The organism is Streptomyces sp. NPDC032198, from assembly GCF_040636975.1.
Taxonomy (GTDB): domain Bacteria; phylum Actinomycetota; class Actinomycetes; order Streptomycetales; family Streptomycetaceae; genus Streptomyces.
This window is the reverse complement of the sequence record NZ_JBEZVL010000009.1, coordinates 13,877-37,198: the sequence shown is the minus strand read 5'-3', so window position 1 is coordinate 37,198 and position 23,322 is coordinate 13,877. Positions and strand designations below refer to the sequence as shown.

At 70.6% G+C, this 23,322-nt stretch carries 20 protein-coding genes and 1 pseudogene; 3 read left to right on the top strand and 18 right to left on the bottom strand.

Features of this window, described 5'->3' with window-relative positions:
• Positions 1-75: 75 nt before the first annotated feature.
• A pseudogene (locus tag AB0E78_RS24060) lies at positions 76-353 on the bottom strand (hypothetical protein); the annotation flags it as partial.
• Positions 350-763 (bottom strand): globin, encoded by a 414-nt coding sequence (locus AB0E78_RS24055; protein ID WP_361835995.1) that lies wholly within the window; start codon positions 761-763, stop codon positions 350-352. The gene AB0E78_RS24055 and the pseudogene AB0E78_RS24060, both read right to left, overlap by 4 nt.
• Positions 764-910: 147 nt before the next feature.
• Here AB0E78_RS24055 and AB0E78_RS24050 point away from each other — a divergent pair, with 147 nt between their 5' ends.
• Positions 911-1,885 (top strand): methyltransferase domain-containing protein, encoded by a 975-nt coding sequence (locus AB0E78_RS24050; protein WP_361835993.1) that lies wholly within the window; start codon positions 911-913, stop codon positions 1,883-1,885.
• Positions 1,886-1,903: 18 nt separating this feature from the next.
• Here the strand turns inward: AB0E78_RS24050 and AB0E78_RS24045 are convergent, their stop codons facing one another.
• The 15 genes from AB0E78_RS24045 to AB0E78_RS23975 form a co-directional block, all read right to left on the bottom strand.
• Positions 1,904-3,166 carry an FHA domain-containing protein gene (locus AB0E78_RS24045; protein ID WP_361835990.1) on the bottom strand — a complete coding sequence of 421 codons (1,263 nt, stop codon included), beginning with the start codon at positions 3,164-3,166 and terminating at the stop codon, positions 1,904-1,906.
• A gap of 91 nt (positions 3,167-3,257) precedes the next feature.
• Entirely contained in the window at positions 3,258-4,601 is a 1,344-nt protein-coding gene (locus tag AB0E78_RS24040; RefSeq protein ID WP_361835987.1) for a VWA domain-containing protein, read from the bottom strand.
• 92 nt (positions 4,602-4,693) lie between these two features.
• The gene (locus tag AB0E78_RS24035; protein WP_361835984.1) at positions 4,694-6,046 is read right to left on the bottom strand and encodes a protein phosphatase 2C domain-containing protein; all 1,353 of its coding nucleotides are present in this window, start codon (positions 6,044-6,046) and stop codon (positions 4,694-4,696) included.
• A gap of 2 nt (positions 6,047-6,048) precedes the next feature.
• On the bottom strand, positions 6,049-8,697 hold the full coding sequence (locus AB0E78_RS24030; RefSeq protein WP_361835981.1) for a tetratricopeptide repeat protein: 2,649 nt from the start codon (positions 8,695-8,697) through the stop codon (positions 6,049-6,051).
• A complete protein-coding gene (locus AB0E78_RS24025; RefSeq protein ID WP_361835979.1) occupies positions 8,694-10,013 on the bottom strand; it encodes a hypothetical protein in 1,320 nt (439 codons plus the stop codon). The genes AB0E78_RS24030 and AB0E78_RS24025 overlap by 4 nt, the downstream gene beginning before the upstream one ends.
• Positions 10,014-10,052: 39 nt before the next feature.
• A complete protein-coding gene (locus AB0E78_RS24020) occupies positions 10,053-11,066 on the bottom strand; it encodes a glutamate ABC transporter substrate-binding protein (protein ID WP_361835976.1) in 1,014 nt (337 codons plus the stop codon).
• Between the two features lie 17 nt (positions 11,067-11,083).
• Entirely contained in the window at positions 11,084-12,571 is a 1,488-nt protein-coding gene (locus AB0E78_RS24015) for a hypothetical protein (RefSeq protein ID WP_361835973.1), read from the bottom strand.
• A gap of 212 nt (positions 12,572-12,783) precedes the next feature.
• Positions 12,784-13,785, bottom strand: coding sequence for a BadF/BadG/BcrA/BcrD ATPase family protein (locus AB0E78_RS24010; protein ID WP_361835971.1), 1,002 nt, complete (start codon positions 13,783-13,785; stop codon positions 12,784-12,786).
• Positions 13,776-15,041, bottom strand: a complete 1,266-nt coding sequence (locus tag AB0E78_RS24005; RefSeq protein ID WP_361835968.1) for a 6-phospho-beta-glucosidase — start codon at positions 15,039-15,041, stop codon at positions 13,776-13,778. Before AB0E78_RS24005 ends, AB0E78_RS24010 begins: the two co-directional genes overlap by 10 nt.
• 8 nt (positions 15,042-15,049) lie before the next feature.
• Positions 15,050-15,958 carry a carbohydrate ABC transporter permease gene (locus AB0E78_RS24000; protein WP_361835965.1) on the bottom strand — a complete coding sequence of 303 codons (909 nt, stop codon included), beginning with the start codon at positions 15,956-15,958 and terminating at the stop codon, positions 15,050-15,052.
• Between the two features lie 6 nt (positions 15,959-15,964).
• Positions 15,965-16,900 carry a sugar ABC transporter permease gene (locus tag AB0E78_RS23995; protein WP_361835962.1) on the bottom strand — a complete coding sequence of 312 codons (936 nt, stop codon included), beginning with the start codon at positions 16,898-16,900 and terminating at the stop codon, positions 15,965-15,967.
• A 15-nt stretch (positions 16,901-16,915) separates the two neighbouring features.
• Complete coding sequence (locus AB0E78_RS23990) at positions 16,916-18,256, bottom strand: ABC transporter substrate-binding protein (RefSeq protein WP_361835960.1); 1,341 nt, start codon at positions 18,254-18,256, stop codon at positions 16,916-16,918.
• Between the two features lie 68 nt (positions 18,257-18,324).
• On the bottom strand, positions 18,325-19,482 hold the full coding sequence (locus AB0E78_RS23985; protein ID WP_361835957.1) for an ROK family transcriptional regulator: 1,158 nt from the start codon (positions 19,480-19,482) through the stop codon (positions 18,325-18,327).
• A gap of 247 nt (positions 19,483-19,729) precedes the next feature.
• The gene (locus tag AB0E78_RS23980) at positions 19,730-19,909 is read right to left on the bottom strand and encodes a DUF397 domain-containing protein (protein WP_361835954.1); all 180 of its coding nucleotides are present in this window, start codon (positions 19,907-19,909) and stop codon (positions 19,730-19,732) included.
• 3 nt (positions 19,910-19,912) lie between these two features.
• Positions 19,913-20,791, bottom strand: a complete 879-nt coding sequence (locus AB0E78_RS23975) for a helix-turn-helix transcriptional regulator (RefSeq protein ID WP_361836764.1) — start codon at positions 20,789-20,791, stop codon at positions 19,913-19,915.
• Positions 20,792-21,011: 220 nt separating this feature from the next.
• Between AB0E78_RS23975 and AB0E78_RS23970 the strand changes: the two genes are divergently transcribed.
• Both AB0E78_RS23970 and AB0E78_RS23965 read left to right on the top strand, forming a co-directional pair.
• On the top strand, positions 21,012-21,449 hold the full coding sequence (locus AB0E78_RS23970; protein ID WP_361835951.1) for an ATP-binding protein: 438 nt from the start codon (positions 21,012-21,014) through the stop codon (positions 21,447-21,449).
• Positions 21,450-21,522: 73 nt separating this feature from the next.
• Entirely contained in the window at positions 21,523-22,107 is a 585-nt protein-coding gene (locus AB0E78_RS23965; RefSeq protein ID WP_361835948.1) for a Uma2 family endonuclease, read from the top strand.
• A gap of 75 nt (positions 22,108-22,182) precedes the next feature.
• On the opposite strand, the gene AB0E78_RS23960 is transcribed toward AB0E78_RS23965, so the two are convergent.
• Entirely contained in the window at positions 22,183-23,265 is a 1,083-nt protein-coding gene (locus AB0E78_RS23960) for a mechanosensitive ion channel family protein (protein ID WP_361835945.1), read from the bottom strand.
• Positions 23,266-23,322: the final 57 nt, after the last annotated feature.

Below are 23,322 nucleotides of genomic sequence, written 5' to 3'. Positions count from 1 at the left end.
CCACACCCCGATGTGATCCCGTTCGAGCTCCAGCGCCACCCTGTCCCGCATCTCCAGCGACGCCGTGTACGCGGCGGGCCAACTGCCCTTGGTCAGGCGGACCCTGGAGCGGTCGAGCGCCGCGTAATGCGTGAGCTCCCGTTCGTCGCCCTCGCGGCCCCCCGGCAGTGCGTACGGCCCCGAACGGGCCAGGGACCGCAGCCCCACCGGCAGTCCGGTCCCGTGCGCGGGCCGTGCCGCAGTGCCACGTCCCCGATGAAGCCGGAGAACGCCGTGAGCGTGGCCAGGACCGCCGTGGTGAGGAGGACGGCCACGAGCGTGGCGGCCAGCAGCAATGGAAGGGGAGCCGTCAGCCCTCGGAGTTGACCATGGACGCCGCCGCGTACGTCAGGTAGTTCCACAGCGTCCGCTCATGTTCCTCGGAGAGCTTCAGCTCCTCGACGGCGGCCCGCATGTGCTTCAGCCACGCGTCGTGCGCGGCCCTGTCGACGGTGAACGGGGCGTGGCGCATCCGCAGCCGGGGGTGGCCGCGGTTGTCGCTGTACGTGCGGGGGCCGCCCCAGTACTGCATGAGGAACAGCGCGAGGCGCTCCTCGGCGGGGCCCAGATCCTCCTCCGGGTACATCGGCCGCAGCAGCGGGTCCTCCGCGACCCCCTGGTAGAAGAAGTGCACCAGGCGCCTGAAGGTCTCCTCGCCGCCGACCTGTTCGTAGAAGGTCTGCTCCTGAAGCGTGCCGCGCGGGATCTCTATCACACCGTCCATGGTCTCAGACGGGACGGCCGAGGACGGAAGACTTAGGACCGGGGTCATCCGGATCAGGCCCGGCGGCCCTCGCACCGGGACCGATCTCCTCCGGATCGCTACGTCCCGCGGCTCGCATCGTGGGCCATACCGCAGCACAGTGGCTATATGGGACCCACAGTCGACCCACTGCTCGCGGCGGAGGCCGGATCCGCCCTGGTGCGTGAGATCGGGGCGAGCGGCGCCTGGACGCGGGACCCCGGGCTGCGCGCGGCGTTCGAGCAGGTCCCTCGGCACCTGTTCGTGCCGTACTACTACGTCACCTCGTCGGCCGGCGGCTACGAACGCCTCTGGGGCGAGGACCCCGACCCCGCACGCCGGGCCCGCTGGCTGCGCGGCGCCTACGCGGACGCCCCGCTCGCCACCCGCGTACGCGACGGAGAGCTGCTCTCGTCCAGCAGTCAGCCCTCCCTGATGGCGAAGATGCTGGGGGAGCTCGAGCTGCCCGACGGGGACTGCGACGTCCTGGAGATCGGCGCGGGGACCGGCTACAACGCGGCCCTGCTCGCCCACCGCCTCGGCGAGGAGCACGTCACCACCGTCGACCTGGACCCGGAGATCACCGAGTCCGCGCGGCGGCATCTCACGGCCGCCGGATACCGCCCGGCCGTGGTCACCGGTGACGGCGCCGCGGGTTGCCCCGAGCGCGCTCCGTACGACCGGATCATCGCGACCTGCACCCTGACCTCCGTGCCGCGCCCCTGGCTGGCCCAGTGCCGCCCCGGCGCCCGCGTCCTGGCCCCGCTGGCCACCGGCCTGATCGCGCTGACCGTGCGGGACGCCGAGCACGCCGAGGGCCGCTTCCTGCACACCCCCGCGTACTTCGTGCCGCTGCGGGGCGGCAGCGGAAGGGCCCCGCACGAGCAGCACCTCGGGGGGCTGCCGCGCAGGGCCCTGCAGAACGAACTCTTCCGCTTCTTGCTCGAGCTGACCGCGGGGAGCCTCGATCCCTACGAAACCTTCGCCCTGTGGCAGCGCGAGGACCGGCCGGTGCGCGAGCGGTTCGGGGTCAGCGTGAGCGGCCCGCACGAGTGGGCCTGGCTGGATGACCCCGAAGGGCCGTACGCCTGGCCACTCGTGTGAGCCTCTGTGCTCCGCCGCTCAGCTGTGCCGGATCGTGATCGTCGTCCAGGCGCCCACGTGCACCCGGTCGCCGTCCTGGAGCGGCACCGGGACGAACGGCTGGATGGGCTCCTCGCCGTTGTTGACCGTGGTGCCGTTGGTCGAGTTCTGGTCGACGACCGCCCAGCTGCCGTCCGGCTGCTGGACCAGGACCGCGTGCTGGTGCGAGACGCCCGGGTCCTCCGGCGGCACCGACAGGTCGATGTCCGGGGTGTCACCGGTGGAGTGCCTGCGGCGGCCGATGGTGATCTGGTCGCCGGCCAGCGGGCGCTGCTGCTCGGGCGAGTACGCGGGCAGGTTCAGGCCCGATGCCTCGGGACCGCTGCGGTGCATCATCGCCATGAAGTACTCACGGTCCGGACCGATCGTCGCCGACCAGGTGACCGTGCCGGTGCTGGGACCGGGCACCGCCTGATAGCCGGGAGGACCCTGGGGCGCCTGCGTCGGCTGAGGGCTCGGCTGGCGGACCCACTCGCCCCGCTCGGGAGCCTGCGGGGCACCGGGAGCCGGGGAGGACTGCGAGGGCGGCGGGAGCATCCAGTCGTCGTCGCCGCCGAAGGACGGGCCGCCCTGACCCGACGGGCCGGGCTGCTGCGGAGGCGGCGGAGTCCCCGTCTCCTGCGGGAACGCGGGCGGCGCCGGCGGACCCTGCTGCTGGAACGACTGCGGGGGCCGGCCCGACGGGTCACCGCTGTAGGGCGGCGGGGGCGCGTCGCCGTTGTACGGCGGGGGCACCTGGCCCTGCGGGTTGCCGTTGCCGAACGGCGGGATCGGCTCGGCGGGCCGGTTCATCTGCGAGGGCCGTGAGCCCTGGTAGCCGAACGGGTCCTGGCCGGGCTGGGTGCCGTGGGGCTGCTGGCCGGGCGGCTGCTGGAACTGCTGCGCCGGGTTCGGCGTCGGCGGGTGCGGGGCGGCCGGAGTGTACGAGGTCGCCGTGTTCGTCAGGAAGTTCCAGCGGCACTCCTCGCAGAACGGCGCGCTCGCCTCGCGGGGCGTGCGGCACTGCGGGCAGAGCTCGGCCTCGGCGGCCTGGTCCGGCACGGCCGACAGGTGCGGACGGCCGGGGGCCTGCTGGGGGTATCCGTACCCGGCGTCCTGGCCGGGGCCGGGCGGCGGATAGCCGTAGCCGGGCGCGGCCGGTGGCGGCGGGGGAGGAGGCGGTACGGCTCCGGCCATGCGGTGACCGCAGACCTCGCACCAGTCGTCGGAACCCGACTGGTGTCCGTTCGGGCAGGTCGGCATGTCGGCGCTTCCCCCTCTCCTTCTCCGGCCCGAGGGCCGTACGTGCTGCTGTGGGGCTACTGATGGGTATGGGTGGTGCGTATGGGTGGTGCTACTTCTTCACGCGAACAGTCTTCGTGGACCGCGTCTCGAGAGTCATCTCGTCGGCCTCGGCAACCCTCGCCTTCAATCGAACAGTACCTGCCACGGCGTCGACCACGTCGACCACCTTCGAAAGCAGCTTCGCGGTGTCCTCGTTTCCCGAGGCGCTCGCGAGCTGAACGGCACGACCCAGTTTGGCCGTTGCTCCGTCCATATCTCCCGACTTGCGCGCATCGAGGCCCTGCTGGATCACCTGGGCCAGTTCCGCCTGGCCCGTGTAGTGCGCCACCTGCGGGTTGATCGATGTGGAGGCGGACATGTCATCCGTCCAGACCGCCCGGACGAGGCCCTGCGAGAGCGTCTGGGCGCTGCCGTCCGGCTGCGGCACGATCAGCGAGACACGGGCCGCGAGCATCTCCTGGCCGAGCTCGGCGTCCGGCACCTCGACACAGATGTGGTAATCGCGGGACTCGTCCCCCCAGGACCCGGTGGGATAGTCACCGGCCCGCGGCCCCGCCTCCGTGCGACGGCTCGTCAACTCCTCGACCGTGGGCGCCACTTGCTTGACGAACTTGATCTCCGAGCCCATCGGCGTCCACAGCCGCAGGCTGACGTCGGCGACCTCCTTGCCCATCGCCGCCTCCATCATCTGCGTGAAGTCGGCGGCGAGCCCCGAGGGGTCGGCGACGATGTCGGCGGTGCCGAGCAGCGCGGAGGCGATGCCCGTGACCTCCTTCACCTCCCAGTCGGTGCCGACACCGCGGGCGTCGCAGGTGAAGCGGCCCGCGCAGGCGTCGAGGGAGGCCTGCAGGTCCTCGGGTGACTCGTGTTCATTGCGGCCGTCCGTCAGCACGATCCCGTGCCGTATGGAGACATCGGCCGAGGAGAGGAGCCGGTCCGCGAGCCGCAGCCAGGTGCCGATGGCCGTGCCACCGCCCGCGCTGAGCTTGCGCAGCGCCTGCTTGGCCTGGTCCCGGGTCTGCGCGTCCGCGACCGCGAGGCGGCCGTTGCCCGGATAGACCTCCTTGGCGACATGGGTGCCACCGATCACCGCGAAGTGGACTCCGTCACGTACGGCGTCGATCGCGGCGGACGTCGCGTCGCGGGCGCCGCGCATCTTCGTCGGCGGGTAGTCCATCGAGCCCGAACAGTCGACCATGATCGCCACGGCCGCGTCCGGGGTCTGCCCCGCCGCATAGAGGTGCGGGGCGCTCACGGCGGCCCCCACCGTGCCACCGCCCGTCGAGGTGACCGTGGCGATCGCGTTGACCTCGCGGCCGCCCTCCGGGAGGTATTCGTTCTGGTACACGTCGACCGAGAACTGCGGCACGTTCGACTTCGAGAAATTGGCCATGGATCCCTGCTCCCCCTAGACGTTCCCACCGGCTTCCCCAAGCCGGCGGGTGACAAGTGCGCGTGGTCGGCTCCCCATGGCGGGGGCCTTCACTAGGCGGATCCTGCCCCTTGCGGCACGACACGGAACGGCAGAATCGCCACTGTTACGTTGTCGTGGCCCCCGCCGTCCAGCGCGTGGCCGACCAGGACCTGGGCGCTGTGCAGCGGGCGCACGGCGGAGTCGACGGGCACGGCGCGTGCCATGTCCTCCACCGCTTCCGCGTAGTTCCAGAGCCCGTCGGTGCACACCACCACTACACCCGCGCGATCCGGCTTGAAGGAAGCGGTGTGCGGCTCCAGTTCGTACGCGTCGGCGCCGAGCCAGCCCGTGATGGCGTGCGCGCGCTCGTCGGCGTACGCCTCCGCCTCGTTCATCAGACCCGCGGCGACCATCTGCGCGGCCCACGAATCGTCCTCGGTGAGCCGGACCGTCGGACCGGTGCGGTCGTCGGGGACCCAGTAGGCACGGCTGTCGCCGACCCAGCCGACGACCAGGAGGTCACCGGCGACGATCGAGCCGACGAGCGTGCACGCGGGCGCGTTCTGGTGCGGGGAGTGCTCCCTGGCCTGAGTGGGCTCCGCGGCAAGGGCGTTGACGGCGTCGGACGCCGACAGGATCGCGTCGTGCATGGCCTGCTGCGGGTGCGTGCCGCGCGGCAGGGCCTCAAGGAGCGACTCGTTGGCCGCGCGGGACGCGGCGAGCGAGGCCTCGTCGGGGCGCGTCGCGGACGAGACGCCGTCACAGACGATCGCGACGACGGCGGGGGAGCCGTCCGGCAGCGCGGCCGACGAGATCGCGAACGCGTCCTCGTTGCGGTGGTGGCGCAGACCCCGGTCGCTGACCGCGGCGACCGCGTCGAGCTCCTGCTCCATGTGGTCGCGCTCGCGCGGCTGGGCGTGCCCGCAGTTCTCGCAGTAGCCGTCCGGGTCCACCCGGCCCGAACGGCACGCCACGCAGAGCTTGGTGCCCGCGGGCGGCGTGGGCTCGGAGAGGACCGCCCGCGGATCGGCGGGCTCCGGTTCCGGCGCGGCGCCGGGGGCGGGCAGGGGGTACTCGTCCGGCTCGGCGGGGCGGGCGAAGGGGGCGTCCGTCCGCACCTCCCCCGCGTTCGGGGAGAGCTCGCCACCCGACGACTCCGTGACGGGCAGGTCCGTGGGCAGGTGCACGGGCACCGGCATGTCGGAGCTGTCCACGTCCGGGGCGACGGGCCACTGCGACGAGGCGCCGGGCTGCGGCGCCGGCGACGAGCCGTTCATCGCGACGGTGGGGCGGTCGTCCGACCCGGCCGGCCGCGCCGACAGGTCGTACCCGCACGCGCCGCAGAACAGGTCACCCGATTCCAGCGGCTCTTCGCAGCCGGGGCACGTGCCTGCCCCGGCAGTCTGCTGGTGCATCTGTGACATCTTCACACCCACGTCCGAGGGCGGAAACGGTTGGCCCGCTCCACCAGTTCGATCCTTTCCTCGCCACCCTGTGCGAGCCGGGCAAGCGTTCGGTACGAGCGCTCCAGACCGAACCGGAGGCCGCGCTCGTCCAGGTCGCTGCCGAGCAGCACGGTCCGCGATCCGCCTGCCGGTGCGGCGGGTGCCGCCGGCGGGGTGGAAGCGTGACCAGAGTGCCTACCGGAGAGTACCCAGTCCAGCGCGCTGCCAAGGACTTCGGTGGAGAGTCGCTCGCGGCGCACCGCGTCGAGGCCGAAGCCCGCGAGGGCCTCCACCTGCCCCGCCGCGGCCGTCAGATCGTCGAGGAAGAGCGCGCCGGGCGACGGCGCGGTGGCCAACGTCATACGGTGCCGCAGCCTCGCCCGCACCGCCGCCACGCGGGCCGCGGTGTAGTGGATCGAGGACTCGGGCACCGACTCCAGGGTGTGCACGGCACCGCGCCGGTCGTCCGACGCGAGCTGTACGCGGGCCAGGCCGAACGCCGCGCTGACATAGCTCGGGTCGGTGGCCCACACGAGGCGGTAGTACTCGGCCGCGTTGTCCAGCTGCTCCAGGACCTCCGCGCAGACGCCCAGGGCCAGCTTGGGCGCGGGCTCGCCGGGGAACGCGTCGTACACGGCGTCGAAGGACAGCGCCGCGTTCTCGTGGTCGCCGGTGGCGAGCGAGGCGATGCCGCGGTACCAGACCACCCGCCAGTCGTCCGGATGCTGCACCTCCAGGTCGGCCAGCGCCTGGGCCGCGGAGTCCGGTTCACCCATCGCGAGCCGGGCCCGCAGGCCGCGCAGCCGCAGCTCCACGGAGTCGGTGGGCGCGGCCCGCAGCGCGGTGATCAGCTCGGCGGGCGCGGAAGCCATGAGCCCGGCGAGGAACCCTGCGTTCGCGTCGTTCGGGTCGACGCGCGGCACCGGCAGGGCGAGAGCCGTCGCGGGGGCGTCGAGCGTGCGGACGATCCGGGCGGGCGGGGCGGCCGGGGGCACCGGCGGCTGGGCGGCCGACCGCACGGCGGGCGGCGCGGACGGCGGCGCGGGCGGTGCGATCGCCGCCGTGCCGTTGGCCTTGCCCTGGCCGTTGCCCGCGGCCGGTCCGGCACGTCCGTTGCGTCGGCCCGCGGGCAGCACCCGCACCCCGAACTGCGAGACGTCGCCGGTCAGCTCGGCGAACAGCTCCGTGTCCGTGACCTTCACCTCGGGCCCGAACAGCGTCGAGAGCGCGGGCCGCGGCCGGCCCGACTGGAGGGCCACGACCTCCCTCAGGACGCCCGTGAGCTGCTCCGCCATCTCCTGGGCCGAGGCGAACCTGCGGGCCGGGTCCGGGTCGGTGGCACGCACCAACAGGCGGTAGAACGACTCGTACGTACGGAAGACCTCGATGTTGTCGGGGTCCGGCAGGGAGTCCACAAAGACGTTCGTGTAGCCCTGGAAGTCGAAGGTGAGCACGGCCAGGGTGCGCGCCACCGTGTACAGGTCGGAAGCCACCGAGGGGCCCAGCTCGGCGACTTCGGGGCCCTGATAGCCGACCGTGCCGTAGATCGCCGACTCGTCGTCGTCCATGCGGCGGACCGCGCCCATGTCGATCAGCTTGAGCTGGTCCTCGGTCTGGATCGCGTTGTCGACCTTGAAGTCGCAGTACAGGAGATTGCGGCTGTGCAGATGCCCGAGCGCCTCAAGGGCCTCGATGCCGAACGCGCAGGCCTGCTCGACGGGCAGCGGATCGCGCTTGCCCAGCGGCGTGCGGCGTTCGTTGGCGATCTCCTTCAGGGACTTGCCGCCCACGTACTCCATGACGATGTAGCCGTCCATGGAGCCCGTGCGCTGGTCGAGGTGCTCGACGAAGTTGTAGATGCGGACGATGTTGCTGTGCTCGATCTCCGCGAGGAAGCGGCGCTCGGAGATCGCGGCGGCCATCGCGTCCTGGTCGCCCGTGTCGAGGAGGCCCTTGAGGACCACCCAGCGGTCGGAGACCGCGCGGTCCACGGCGAGATAGACCCAGCCGAGTCCGCCGTGCGCCAGACAGCCCACGACCTCGTACTGCCCGTGCACGATGTCCCCGGCGGCCAGCTTCGGCACGAACGAGTACGGGTGGCCGCACTTGGTGCAGAACCCCTCGGTGCGTCCCGGCCGTTCACCGCGCGCGCGGCCCACCGGCGCCCCGCAGTCGGAGCGCGAGCAGAACCGCTTCCGCTCGGGCACCTCGGGGTTCTCCTGCACCGCCTGGCGCGGATCGGGGCGCGGCACCTCGGGCACCTGCACCAGGCCCACGCCCAGTCTGCTGCGGGCCGACGTGGCCGCCCCGGAGCCGGAGCTGCGCACCGAGACCGAGCGGGACGTCGAGCTGCCGGACAGCGAGCGCGAGAGCCGCCCCGACACCGACCGGCGCGAGGACTGGGAGCGCGACGAACGCGACGAGCGGGACGAGGCACGCGAACTGGACCGGGAGCTGCTGCTGTTCGAGCCCTTGCCGCCGCCGGTGACGCCGGTCGGGGGAGAGGACACCATGCCCGTCGGCGAGACGACCGGGGCCATGCCGCAGGTGTCGCAGTACAGCTCGCCGCAGCCCACGTCCTCGTACGACCCCGCACATCCGGGTCGCTGGCACTTCCGCTGCTCACTCATGCTTCCCCCCTCCGGTCGGTGGGACCGCCCTGTTGCGGGACCCTTGACGCAAGGACCTCGGCGGCCGCCTGCTGATAACGAAGCACCGCCTGTTCGGCGACGCGCAGATCACAGGGCGCGCTCCACAGCATCCGGCGCGCCGCGTCGTACCGCTCGACCAGGAGGGGGTCCTCGGCGAAGCCGAGCCGCCCGACCTTGGCCTTGTAGGCGTCGAGCCGGCCGCGCAGCTCCGCGCGGACCGCGAGGGGCTGGGTGACGGCCGTCAACGACTCGCGGGCGCGCATCAGTTCGTCCTCGGCCTTCTGCTCCAGGGACTCCAGGAGCGGCGAGAGCCGGTGCCACTGGGCGTGCCTGCGGTAGTCGGACGCCATCGCGAGCTGCTCCTGCAGCGCGGTCGAGGGGCCGCTGACGGCGGGCACCTCGGACGCCGCGATCTTGGCGAGGACCTCGCCGCGCGCGGAGCGTGCCTCCGCCAGCGTGCGGTCCGCGCGCGAGAGCACGTCACGGAGCCTGCCGAGCCGCAGCTCGGCGTCCTGCCGGACGGTGAGCACCGCGTCGATCTCCCGGCGCACGTCCTCCAGGGCGCGGGCCTCGCGGTCGTACCGCTCGGTGTGCGGACGGCCGCCGCCGGGGGCCGAACTGCCCCGCGCGGGCTGCCAGAAGGCCAGCGGATCGGACACCACCTGCTCGCGCAGGCGGGTCAGCTCCGCTGTGATCCGCTCCAGGTCGTCGCCCGCCGGGTGCTCACCCGGGCGCACTCCCACGGAGTGGGCGAGCTGGCGGGTGCGGTGCAGCTCGGCCGCCAGGAGGTCTATCCGGGCGGGCAGCGCCGACCAGACCGCGTCCGCGGCGACGACCATGTCGAGCGAGTGCGCGTACAGGTCGTTCATCCGCGCGACGAGGTCGATGAGCGTGAAGCGTTCGGTGAGCTTGGCGGGGCCGGTGATCGAGGCCGACGGCGCGGGGGCGGCGCCGCCGGCGACGGTGACGCTCTCACCGCGCAGCAGCTCGGTCAGCTCCACCAGGTCGTCCCTGTTGGGCCAGCGTCTGCGGGCCCGCACCTCGTGCGCCGTGCGCAGGGCGTCGGCGTACGCGTCGAAGTACGCCCAGAGAAGCGTGATCTGCTGCTCGGTGGACTGCCAGCGCTCCTGTGTGGTGCCGGTGAGACCGGCGCCTTCGAGGAGGCGTCGGCCCGCGTGATCCTGAAGGGCGAGGAGCGAGGTCTCGATCGCCTCGTGCTCTGCGTCGAGCCGCGCCAGCGCACGGTCCACCTCGTCCCGGTCCATCACAGGACCGGGGGGTCCCGCGACGCTCATCGATCACCTCTCCGCTCTGAATTGCCGTGCACGTCAGGATCAGTCGCTGTACTTAGGGGCGGGCGGACCCGCCGATTCGCCGAGGCCCGGCTTCAGCCACTTGTCGTACGACTTCTGCCAGCCGCTCTTTCGATAGTCCTCCAGGACCTGGTTGACCCGGCGCACCAGGTCGTCCTTGCCGTTCTCCGGCTTCTTCATCGCCACGCCGTAGTACTCGGTGTTCAGCGGTTCGTCGCCCTTGAGTTCGACGGTCGGGTCCTGCGCGGCCTGGCTGGCGGCGAGCGCGCTGTCGGTGACGACGGCGTCCACCTCACCGAGCTGGAGCCGCACCAGACAGTCGAGCTGGTTCGGGACCGTGGTCGAGATGTCGGCGTCGATGACCTTCTTCTTCTTGAGCTCCCCCAGCTGGGTGAGAGCCGTGGAACCCTTCGCGGAGCAGACCCTCTTGCCGTCCAGTGTGTCGTCGAACCCGGTGATGTCCGAGGACTTGGGGGCGAGGACCTGCTGGCCGGTCTTGAAGTAGGCGGTGGAGAAGGCGACATCCTCCTTGCGGTCACAGTTGATCGTCATGGTCCGCACGACCATGTCGACCTGGCCGCTCTGTATCGCCTTGACGCGCTGGTTGGTGGGGATGGCGCGGAACAGCACGGCGTCGCGGTCGCCGAGGATGTCCTCGGCGATCCTGTGCGCGAGGTCGATGTCGAAGCCTTCGAGCGTCGCCGTCTTCTTGTTCGGGTCGCGATAGCCCCAGCGGTAGCTGTTCTGGTCGACGCCGACGATGAGCTTCTTGACCTTGCGGTTGCGGATGTCCTCGATCGTCGGGCCGTCCTTGCCGCTGGGCGACAGGCTCTCCTCCGGGGTCTCGCACTCCTTGGCGCGGGCCGGAGCGGCGGCCGCGGAGCCCTGGGAGACGCGGTCCTCGTCCTTGCCGGACCCGGCCGCACCGCCGGCCTGCGGCAGCACGAGCACGAGGGAGCCCGTGAGTGCGCAGGCCACCGCCATGGCGCCAGCTCCACCCCAGCCGCGCATCCTCGCCAGTCCTCGCGTACGCATCGTCCGCTCGCCCCCTCTCACCTGTACTCCGACAGCCTGCGCCCGACGCCGAGCACGGCGCCGGCGGCGGCGAGCACCGCGAGCACGGCGGCGCCCACAGGGAGGCCGGTCATCGCACCCTTGCCGTCCCCGGCCGCCTGCTCGAACTCGCTGCGCTCATGCTTCAGCGCGACCTCGAGCGCGTCGTCGACGTTGTCGAAGCACTCACCGGTGGGCTCGTCGCTCTTGTCGCCGACGACCTTGGCGAGCGCGCCCTTGTAGTCACCCGCGTCGTCGCTGTCCCGCGCGGTCTTGTGCCGGTCCTTCCAGACCGAGACGTTCTTCGCGGCCGACTCGACGGGGTTCTTGCCCGAGGAGTCGTCGGCGATGGCCGCGGCCTGGGCGAGCAGCCCCTTGGGGCTGCTGAGCTTGTTCATCTGGTCCTGGTAGGCGACATCGAACTTGTCCTTGATGTCCTTCTTCGCGCCTACCTCGACGGTCTCCGCGCCCCGGCTGACCAACGTGAGGTTCTCGTTGCTGCGGGCCTTGAGCGAGCTGATGCGGGCGTCGTTCAGGACGTTCAGGGACATCACGCCGTGGTCGTACGAGTCGTTGAGCCCCGAGCGCGCGAAGGTGTGCCCGGCGACCAGCCAGAGCAGGACGACCGTGGACGCGGCGGTCGCGGCGACCAGGCCGTGGTTGAACACGCGGTTCGTCCGGCGGTAGTTGCGGCGCTGGGCCCAGAACAGGGCGCCGAGCGCGAGCAGGCCGAGGGCGATGGCGAACCAGGGATACGGCTTCGCGTCGTCGTAGTCCCTGTTCAGCCGCTCCTTCTCCACGGTGTAGAGCTGCTCGGCGGCCGGGAGCATCTGGGTCTGCATCTTGTCGTTCGCGTACCGCAGATAGGCGCCGCCCAGGGGCAGGCCCTGGCGGTTGCTCGCGCGGGCCCGCTCGATCAGGCCGGTGTACTCCGGCAGGAGCTTGTTCAGCTTGCTCACCGAGGCGGCGGCCGACGAGCCGGAGCCCGCGTTCGACGCGGCGTTCGCCAGCTTCTCGGAGGCCCGGTCGATGTCCGCCTTGTACCGGTCGCGTACGTCGGCCGGTTCCTGGCCGCCCGCCAGGAAACCGCTGGAGGCCGCCGTGTTGGCGTCCGCGAGGGAGCGGTAGATGGCGGCCGCGTCGTCGCTCAGCGGCTGGCTGCGGTTCAGGACGCTGTCCGCGGCGGCCGCACGGTCGGACATCTGCCAGGTGGTGACGGCGCCGAACGCCACGACGAGCAGCGCGAGGAAGGCACCGATGATCCGCAGCCTGCCCGGCTCCGTCGTCGCCGCGGCCCGCAGCCTGTCCCGTCCCTCGACCCAGGCGGGGCGCCGGGGTACCGCGTTCTGCACGGCCTGTGCGGCTGCCGCGGATTCCGGGCCCGCCTGCGGCGGGACGGTGGGCATCGTCGGCGCGGCCCGTCCCGGCGGCGCGGCGCTGCCGTTCGGCGGATATGTCACCTCGACCTCGACCTCCCCCTTGGTCATCGGACGTTCACTTCCGACCGGCGTGCGCGGCGCGGGAAGAAGTGCACGGCGGCAAGTATCGCCGCAGGGACCGACATCCGCACAGGTCTTGACTGGATCTTGTTCTGATCACTGCGCCCGGAGACCTGTCCGGAGCATGCGAAGATCGCACACCACCCCTGCCCTTGAATACGCGATCCAGGGCGGATCGGTTCCCTTCCGGGCCGACGAACTCAGCCGCCGCGGGCCCCCGGATCACGCTCGTAATGCCCCCGCACGCGCGCGTACACCTCGGTGGGCGCCCCCACCTGGTCCAGGCCGAGCAGCGCGGCGCCGAGCACGGGACGGGCGACGACCACCCTGGCCACCGCCTTGGGTGCCCGGTCGGCGAGCAACGCCTCGATCCGGTCGTCCAGTTGCGGATGGCGGGCGGCGAGGACGCTGCCGCCGAGCAGTACCGGGGTCTCCTCGCCGAGCAGGTCCAGGCGGTCCAGGGCCACGGTCGACATGGCGACGACCTCGTCGGCCATCCGGTCCACCAGCGCGCGCGCCACCGCGTCGCCCGCTGCCGCCGTGGCGAAGAGCACCGGCGTCAGCTCGTGCCGCCGCACGGGGGCGATGGCGCCCAGGTGCAGGGCCTCGATCAGCGCGTACATGGAGGACAGGCCGAAGTGCGCGGGCAGCGCCTCGCGCAGCGCGGTCGCCTCGCCGCGGCCGTCCTCGGCCCGCGCCGCGAACCAGAGCGCCTCCTCGGCCAGGCCGCCACCGCCGCCCCAGTCGCCGGAGATCCGGCCGATGGCGGGGAAGCGGGCGGTGCGCCCGTCGGGCAGCATGCCCACGCAGTTGATGCCCGCGCCGCACACCACGGCGACGCCCCGCGGCTCGGCGTCCTCCAGGAGACCGGCCCGCAGGATGGCGAACGTGTCGTTGCGTACATCGACCGAAGGGCCCCACGCGCGCCGGCGCAGGGCCAGGCCCAACTCCCGCTCCTCGACCGGCAGGTCGGCGTTGGCGAGGCAGGCGGACACATGCCCGACGGAGTCGGTGCCCGCCTCGGCCAGGGCCCGCGTCACCGCCTCCTCCAGGATGTCCACCGCGGCCTCGACGCCGACCTGGGGCGGCTGGAACCCGCCGCCGCGGGCCGAGCCGACGACGGTGCCGTCGGCCGCGATCACCGCGACGTCGGTCTTGCTGTTGCCCGCGTCGATCGCGAGCACGCTCGTGCTCACGCCCACGCCAGGTGCTCCCGGTTGTGGGCGATCAGCCGGTCGGTGAGCTGCTCCGCGTAGGTGTACTGCCCGACCAGCGGGTGGGCGAGCAGCGCCTTGAAGACGCGGTCCCGGCCGCCGTGCAGCGCGGCCTGGAGGGCCAGGTCCTCGTAGCCGGTGACGTGCGCGATGAGCCCGGCGTACAGCGGGTCGAGCTTCGGCACGGCGAGCGGCTTGGCACCCTTGCCGTCGACCGTGGCCTGCACCTCGATGACCGCGTCGTCCGGCAGGAACGGCAGCGTGCCGTTGTTGACGGTGTTCACCACCTGGTAGGGGCTGCCGCCGTTGCCGAGCAGCGAGGCCGCCAGGTCCACGGCCGCCTCCGAGTAGAAGGCGCCGCCGCGCTTGGCGAGCAGCTCCGGCTTCTCGTCGAGCGCCGGGTCGCCGTACATCTTCAGCAACTCCTGCTCCATCGCGGCCACTTCGGAGGCGCGGGACGGCTTGGTCCGCATCTCCTCGACCACCGCGTCGTGCTGGTAGAAGTAGCGCAGGTAGTACGAGGGCACGACGCCGAGGCGGTCGACGATCTCGCGCGGCATGCGCAGGTCGGCGGCGACCGCGTCGCCGTGCTCGGCGAGGAGCCTGGGCAGGATGTCGTCGCCGCCGGGGCCCCCGAGACGTACGCCGGTCTCCCACGTCAGGTGGTTGAGTCCCACGTGATCGAGGTGCACCTCGCCCGGCGCGACGTCGAGCAGCTTGGCGAACTTCCGCTGGAAGCCGATCGCCACGTTGCACAGGCCGACGGCCTTGTGGCCGGCCTGGAGCAGTGCCCGCGTGACGATGCCGACCGGGTTGGTGAAGTCGATGATCCAGGCGTTCGGGTTGGTGCGGCGTACGCGCTCGGCGATGTCGAGGACGACGGGCACCGTGCGCAGGGCCTTCGCGAGACCGCCCGCGCCGGTGGTCTCCTGGCCGACGCAGCCGCACTCCAGGGGCCACGTCTCGTCCTGGTTGCGGGCGGCCTGGCCGCCGACGCGCAGCTGGAGCAGGACCGCGTCGGCGTCCGCGACGCCCGCGTCCACGTCGGACGTGGTGCGGATGACGCCGGGGTGGCCCTGCTTGGCGAAGATGCGCCGCGCCAGGCCCCCTACGAGTTCGAGCCGGTCGGCCGCCGGGTCGACGAGGACGAGTTCCTCGATCGGCAGGCTGTCCCTCAACCGGGCGAATCCATCGATCAGTTCGGGTGTGTAGGTCGACCCTCCGCCGACCACTGCGAGCTTCATATCGGTTCTCAGCCCTTTACTCCGGTGAGGGTGACGCCTTCGACGAAGGCCTTTTGTGCGAAGAAGAAAACGAGGATGACGGGGGCCATGACCAGCAGCGTCGCCGCCATGGTCATGTTCCAGTTGACGGCGTGGGCGCTCTTGAACGATTCGAGCCCGTAACTCAGCGTCCAGGCACCGGGGTTCTGGGCGGCGTAGATCTGCGGACCGAAGTAGTCGTTCCAGCAGTAGAAGAACTGGAAGAGCGCGATGGCCGCGATGCCGGGCTTGGCCATCGGGACGACGATCTTGATCATCGTACGGAAGTCGCCGCAGCCGTCGACCTTCGCCGACTCGATGTACTCCTTGGGGATGGTGAGGAGGAACTGCCTCAGCAGGAAGATCGAGTACGCGTCGCCGAAAGCCATCGGGATGATCAGCGGCCACAGCGTGCCCGACAGGTGGAACTGCTGGGCCCACACCAGATACATCGGGATCACGATGACCTGCGGCGGCAGCATCATCGTCGAGATGACGAGCAGCATCGCGGTGCGCCGGCCGCGGAAGCGGAACTTGGCGAGCGCGTACGCCACCGGGATCGCCGAGCAGACGGTGAACAGGGTGCCCAGACCCGCGTACATCAGCGAGTTGCGCCACCAGTCGAGGAAGCCCGGCGTCTCGAAGACCTCCTTGTAGTTCGACCAGTGCCAGGAGTCGGGCCACAGGTCGCCGCTCATCGCCTGCGAGTCGCTCATCACCGACGTCAGGAAGACGAAGACGAACGGCAGGACGAAGAGCAGCGCGACGGCTATCGCGATGCTGTGTACGGCGATCCAGTGCAGGATCCGCTTGCGGCGGGCACGGGCGGCGGCCGGGCCGCGCTGCTTGGGGGCGGCGGGGGCGGATGCCGTCGGCGCGGTGAGAGTCGTGGTCGTCATGAGTCCTCAGTCCTCCGCCGAGAGCAGCCCGGAGCGCTTGCGCATCAGGAGCATGGTCACGGACATGGCGATGGCGAAGAGCACGAGCGAAAGCACGCACGCGGCACCGGTGTTGAAGTTCTGGAAGCCCATCTGGTAGACGAGCTGGGGGACCGTGAGGGTCGAGTGGTCCGGATAGCCGGGCTGGATCACCGAGCCGGGGCCGACGTTGACGCCGGAGGCGACCTTCCCCGCGACCAGGGCCTGCGTGTAGTACTGCATGGTCTGCACGACGCCCGTGACCACCGCGAACATCACGATCGGCGTGATCGCGGGCCACGTGACGTAGCGGAACTTGGACCACGCGCCGGCGCCGTCCAGGTCCGCCGCCTCGTACTGCTCCTTGGGCACGTCGAGCAGCGAGGCCATGAAGATCACCATCAGGTCGCCGATGCCCCACAGGGAGAGCAGGACGAGCGAGGGCTTGGCGGTGTCCGGGTCGTTGAACCAGTTGGGCCCGGAGATCCCGATCGTATCGAGGATCTCGTTCACCGGTCCCGTGCCCGGGTTGAGCAGGAAGACGAAGGCGACGGTGGCGGCCACCGGCGGGGCGAGATACGGGATGTAGAAAGCGGTGCGGAAGAACCCGGCCCCCGTCTTGATCTTCGTGATGAGCAGTCCGAGCGAGAGCCCGAAGACCACCCGCACGGCCACCATGATCACGACCAGCCACAGGGTGTTCCACAGGGCCGGGCCGAACAGGGGCATCTGCTCGAACACGTACTTCCAGTTCCGCAGGCCCACGAAGGTGGGCTCTTTGATCTGGTTGTAGTGCATGAACGAGAAGTAGACGGTGGCGATCAGCGGATACGCGAAGAAGACGCTGAAGCCGACCAGCCAGGGGGACAGGAAGCCGACCGTGCGCAGTCTGCGGCGCGCGGGGTTGGAGAGGGAAAGTGCCATGGCGGGGTCCTCAGCTCAGCTCTTCGACTGGAGGGTGTCGGCGTCGATCTGCTCGTCGAGCTTCTTCAGGCGCCCCCGGAGATCGCCCACGCGCCCGGCCTCGACGCCGTACGAGAAGTCCCCGAGGGAGACGACGTAGGCGCCGCCGTTGACGGAGGGCGGCAGGGCCTTGCTGTGCTTGTTCTCCAGGATGTCGAAGAAGGTCCGGAAGGTCGGATCGGCGTCCAGATCGGGGGACTTGAGCGCCGCGAACGTGGAGGGCACGTTGTGGATGGCGTTCGCGAAGTTCACGACCTGCTTGGTGTCCGCGGTCAGGAACCGCACCAGCTCCCACGCGGCGTTCTGGTGCTTGCTGCTGTGCGCGATCCCGGCGACGGTGCCCGTGATGAAGCCCCGCCCGTACGTGTCGGCCTGGTCGTCCGGCACGGGCAGCGGCGCCACGCCCCAGTCGAACTTGGCCTTCGCCTCGTCCAGCATCAGACCGCGCCACTCACCGTCCAGGTGCATGGCGACCTTGCCGGTCAGGAAGGCGTTCTGGCTGGACATCTCGTCGCCGAAGGTCAGCCGGAACCGCTCCAGCTCATTGAAACCGCCCTGCGCGTCGGCGAGTTGGGTGGCGGTCTTGAAGAATTTGTACGTCTTCGGCTCTTCGGCGAGGCGTGAGTTGCCCTCGGCGTCGAAGTACTGGGGGCCCCACTGCGCGAAGAGACGGTCCGGACTGTTCTGGTAGAAGCGGAAGTTGGGCAGAAACCCGACCTGCTTGTACGAGTGCTTGCCGTTGCGCACGGTCAGCTTCTTGGCGACCTTCTCGAACTCGGACATCGTGCGCGGCGGACGCTCGATGCCCGCCTTCTTGTAGGCGTCCTTGTTGTAGTACATCCCGAAGGCGTCCGCGAGCAGCGGCAGGGCGCACTGGTTGCCGCGGTAACTCGTGTAGTCAAGGAGGGTCTTGGGGAAGACCTTGCGCTTGTCCAGGCCGGTTTTCTCCATGAACGGATCGAGGTCCGCCCACATCCCGGAGTCGCAGTACTGGCCGACGTTGTTGGTGGTGAAGGAGGACACCACGTCCGGTGCCTTGTCGCCGCCCGCCCGCAGGGCCTGGTTCACGGTCTCGTCGGAGACGTTCCCGGTGGCCTTCACATTGATGTTCGGGTGCAGCTTCTCGAAGCGGGCGATGCTTTCGTTGACGGCCTTGACCTCGCCGGGCGTCGACCAGCCGTGCCAGAACTTCAGGGTGACCGGCTTGGTCGGGTCGTCGTTCGCGCTGCCGACGCTCGGGTTGGCGCAGCCGGAGAGCAAGAGACCGGCTGCGGCGAGCGCCGCGGACGCGCAGGTGGGCATGCGCCATCGCGGCATGGCGGACTTCCTTTACGGGGGAGGAGAGGGGAAGTGAGGTGTGGGAAAGGAGGGAACGGGCGGGCGGTTCAGGCCGTGTCGAAGACCTGGTCGCGGGCCTGGGTGAGGGCCGAGCGGAGGGCGCCGGTGAGGATCGGGTCGCCGTCGAGTTCGCTGATGCGGATCTCCGGGCGGGGGAGTGCGAGCCCGGTGAGCTCCTCCTCGACACGGACCCGCAGTTTGTCGCCGCCGGCCTGCGCCACCGAGCCGGAGAGCACGACGAGTTCGGGGTCGACGACGGCGACGACCGCGGCGATGCCGGTGGCGATGCGCCGCGCGACCTCACCGAGTGCGGTGTCGTCGGCCATGACCTGCGTCAACGTCGCTCCGCCGCCGGTGAGTTCGCGCACCACGTACGCGGAGACGAGGCTCTCGAAGCCGCCTCCGCTGCCGTTCCCGCGCGCCAGCGGGGCGTCCGGCAGCGGCATGTAGCCGATCTCGCCCGCGCCGCCGGTGGCGCCGCGCAGCAGATTGCCGCCGAGCACGATGGCGGCGCCCACGCCCTCGTCGAGCCAGGTGAGGACGTAGTTGTCGTAGTCCTGGGCGGCGCCCTCGTACTGCTCGGCGACGGCGGCCAGGTTCACGTCGTTCTCGATGACGACGGGGGTGCCGAGGACGGCGGCGAGGTCGTCGCGCAGCGTCCGCGAGTGCCAGCCCGGCAGATGCGGGGCGTACCGCAGCTCACCGGTGTGCGGGTCGATGGCGCCGGGGGTGCCGATCACCGCGGCCCGCAGGTCGTCGTGGCCGAGGCCCGCCTGGCGCAGCGCCTCGTCGACGGCCTCCGTCACGAGCTGCGCGGTGCGGTGGCGCACGTCCTCGGCGACGGCGACCGCCTCGACGCGGGCCTGGCCGAGGACGGTGCCGGTGATGTCGGCCACGAGGGCGGTGATGCCGGTCGGATCGGCGGAGAGCGCGGCGACATGGCCTGCGCCCGGGTCGATCTCGTACAGCAGGGCGTTGGGGCCCGGCCGGCCGCTGAGGCTGCCGGTCGTGTGCACAAGCCCGGCCGCTTCGAGGCGCCCGAGGAGCTGCGAGGTGGTGGGCTTGGAGAGGCCGGTCAGCTCACCGATGCGGGTACGGGTGAGGGGGCCGTGCGCGACGAGGAGGTCGAGCACCGCCCGGTCGTTCATGGCGCGCAGGACGCTCGGCGTGCCCGGGGTCCCCGGAGTGCTGCCTGCTGCTGCCATGACGTCACCCTACTTCGGTCGGCCGCTAACTGTTAGGAAACTTTCCAATTCGTGAGGACCGTACGACTGGCGTGAATGGGCCGTCAATAGCGAACGCCCCCGCGGCAACCAAGTCGTTACCTGCGGGGGCGGGGTGTTGCGCGGGGTGCGGCTCGCCTGGGGGGCGCTGGGGGTGGTGATGCCCGGCGGCGTGCCCGCCCACGTGCGCGGCGGATGCTCGGTTCCGGGGGCAGGGGCGTCCCGGAGCTCAGTGGAGTGACGCGGTGAAACTCGCCCAGGTGGCCGGGGCGAGGCGGAGTATCGGGGCGTCGGGGTCCGGATCCTTGGAGTCGCGGATGGCGATGGTTCCGGGGACGTTGAGGGCGACTTCGACGCATTCGTAGTTGGCGGTGCTGTAGCTGGACTTCGCGAAGTCGAATTCGGGCATGGGTCACATTTCCTTGCGCAGGCCGGCGATAAGCGCGGTGGAGTCACGTGGGGCCAGGCTGAGTCGGGCGGTGCGGTCGAAGCGGTCGCTGTATGTGTGGCACTCTGCCTCGTTCTCGACCCAGGCCATGCCTGACACGGTGTCGGATTGGACCACGTCGAGGGCGTCGGCCTCTTCGAAGGAGACGATGCTGAATGGGCCTGCGATGCAAGGGTGCGCGCCCGCGCGAAAGGGGAGCACTTGCAGGTGTACGTGCGGCAGTTCGGCGAGTTCCAGCAAGCGCTCAAGCTGGGCACTCATCACGGTGGGTCCTCCGATCTGTTGGCGCAACGCAGCTTCCCAGACCACCGCATACAGCCGGAGGGGTCGCTCACCGAATAGCCGTTGCTGACGCTTCTGCTTGATCTCGACCCCACGTTCAATGTCGTCCGGGTCTTCCCAGAAGCCTTCGCTCACGCCGAGTGTGCGGGTGTACTCGGGTGTTTGGAGCAGTCCTGGAACCAATGAAGACTGCCAGTTGCGGATGTGGCTCGCGGCTTGCTCCATGGCGATGTATTCGGGCATCCCGCCGGGGGCGGGGGTGTGACGCCACCACCCCTTGGCTCGGCGCCTCTCGCGGTCCAGCTTCGCCAACTCAAGCAACCGAACAACGGCCTTGCGGTCCTCCAGGCCGTAGAACTCGCACAGCACACGGATGTCCGGGTCGCGCATTGGGACCCAGCCCCGTTCCATCTTCACGATCTTCGTGCCTGTCGCGTTGATGGACTCGGCGGCTTGTTGCTGCGTCTTACCCGCAGCGTTGCGTAGGCGCAGTAGGTCGCCACCGAGCCTGCGCCCCAAGACAGTTGATGCTCGGGTGCTGGTCTGCTGAGTGGATCGCATCACGGTCACAGTGTGTCTCGTCGTCATGGCTGAGTCGACACGGTTCACGCTTTGGGGAAGAACTTCCCCGATTGGATTGCGCCTGGAGTGGAGATCTCGCTACGTTCAGTACTCAACCGCTAACCCAGCGGCGCCAGTTGGCGGAAGTGCACCGCCCTGCTCTGAGCAGGAGCGGCAGAGCCACCGTCGCCCCTGACCGCACAAGGAGGTGCGCGTCACCATGGCCGAACCGTCCCGCTCGGACCCGGTGTCCCTGACGGTGCTCCACGAGGACCGCCTCGACTACACCCCCCTGGCCCGCAGCGTCTCCCTCGCCCGCCGTCGAACCGCCCGCCTCGTCAGCGACTGGGGGCACCCCGACCTCGCTGGAGACGCGGCAGTGGTCCTCTCCGAGCTGATGACCAACGCCCTGCTCCACGGCAGCCTCCGTGACCGCCTCATCCGCGTACGGATCACCCTCACGGCCACCGCCCTGCGCATCGAGGTCACCGACCCGCGCGGCGAGCGGCTGCCGAGCCCCCGGGAGGCGGACGGAGAGGATCAGTTCGGGCGGGGGCTGCTGCTGGTGGGGGTGCTGGCTGACGACTGGGGAGTGGAGCCGACGGACGGCCTCGGCAAGACGGTCTGGGCCGTCCTGAAAGGGGGCCGCTCATGCTGACAGAACGCCCCCGCGCCCAGGTGCCGGCCTCCGTATGCTGGGGATCTGACCCCGCAGTGGCAGGAGGACACAGGTGACCATGCTCGCCGACCGCCCGCAGATGCTGGCCATAGAGTTCGAGGAAATCGCGCGTCACGCGGCCCGCACCACCGAAGGTGCCCGGCTTGAGTTCATCAATGGCCACATCGGGGGGAAGGCCGTGCCTGACGGCGATCACGGACGCATCATCCAGTGGCTGACGCGAATCTGTATGCAGCATCGGCCCGAACTGTGGCTCGACCCCGGCCAGGGACTGGTGATCGAGACCTATCGAGAGGGGCGTGCGCGCCCGGACGGATCCCTGACGCCCGCCGACGCGTTCGTCGGTGAGGGGGAGTGGGCCGACCCCGCCCCCGTGCTCATGGTCGTTGAAGTCACCTCCTACGACTCCGACACGGACCGGCGCGACCGCGTCGAAAAGCCCCGTGCCTATGCCGAGACCGGGATCCCGGTGTACCTCCTGATCGACCGCGACACCTGCGAGCTCAAGGTGCACAGTCAGCCGGACGGCGGTCGCTACGAGCAGGTGATGACTCTGCCCTTCGGTAAGGAGTGCACGCTCCCGGACCCGGTCGGTATCACACTCGACACCGGGGACCTGAAGAATTGGGTTCGCTGAGGAGCGCGTAGGCAGTCGCACGGGGAGGGGCGGCCCACGGATCCACCGTGGGCCGCCCCTCCCCGTGCCTACGACTTACTTCGCCAGGTTCGGCGGCGGGGCTATCGGGGAGGCCGCGAGCGACTGCGGGGACGTCGTGGACGCGTACGCCGAGGGGGCCGCGACGCCCGCCGACGGGCCCGCGGCGCCCTCCTCCGTCACCTGGAGCGGGAGGCCGCCCACGATGCGGATGCCCGCCTCGTCGAACGCCCGCTTGATGCGCCAGCGCAGCTCGCGCTCCACGCCGAGCGCGTTGCCCGGCATCGTCTTGGCGGAGACCCGTACGACCATCGAGTCGAGCAGGACGCTGTCCAGGCCGAGGACCTCGACCGGGCCCCACAGGCGCTCGTTCCACGGCTCGTCCTTGGCCATGGTCTCGCCGACCTCGATCAGCGTCGCCTGCACCTTCTGCAGGTCCTCGTCCGGGCGGACGGTGACGTCGACGCCCGCCGTGGACCAGCCCTGGCTGAGGTTGCCGATGCGCTTGACCTCGCCGTTGCGGACGTACCAGATCTCGCCGTTGTCGCCGCGCAGTTTCGTGACGCGCAGGCCGACCTCGATCACCTCGCCGGACGCGACGCCCGCGTCGATCGAGTCGCCCACCCCGTACTGGTCCTCAAGGATCATGAAGACGCCGGAGAGGAAGTCCGTGACCAGGTTGCGGGCGCCGAAACCGATCGCCACACCCGCGACACCCGCCGAGGCGAGCAGCGGGGCGAGATTGATCTGGAACGTGCCCAGAATCATCAGCGCGGCCGTGCCGAGGATCAGGAACGACGCCACCGAACGCAGCACCGAACCGATGGCCTGCGAACGCTGGCGGCGGCGCTCCACGTTCACGAGGAGACCGCCGAGCGCCGTGCCGTTCACGGACTGTGCCGTGCGGTTCATGCGCTCGATGAGCTTGGTGATCGAGCGCCGGACGACCACACGCAGGACGACGGCGACGGCGATGATCAGCAGGATGCGGAGACCGATGCCCAGCCACGCCGACCAGTTCTGCTCGACCCAGCTAGCGGCGTTCGTCGCGCTCTCCTGGGCGTCCTCGAAGGTCGGGGACTTCGGCGTCTTCTTGTCGTCCGGGTCCGTTCCGGCTGCTGACAGGACGGACAGGAACACGGCAGGTACCTCCAGGCATAGCGGCCTGCCCAGGAGATGCACCGGGCAGAGACACCA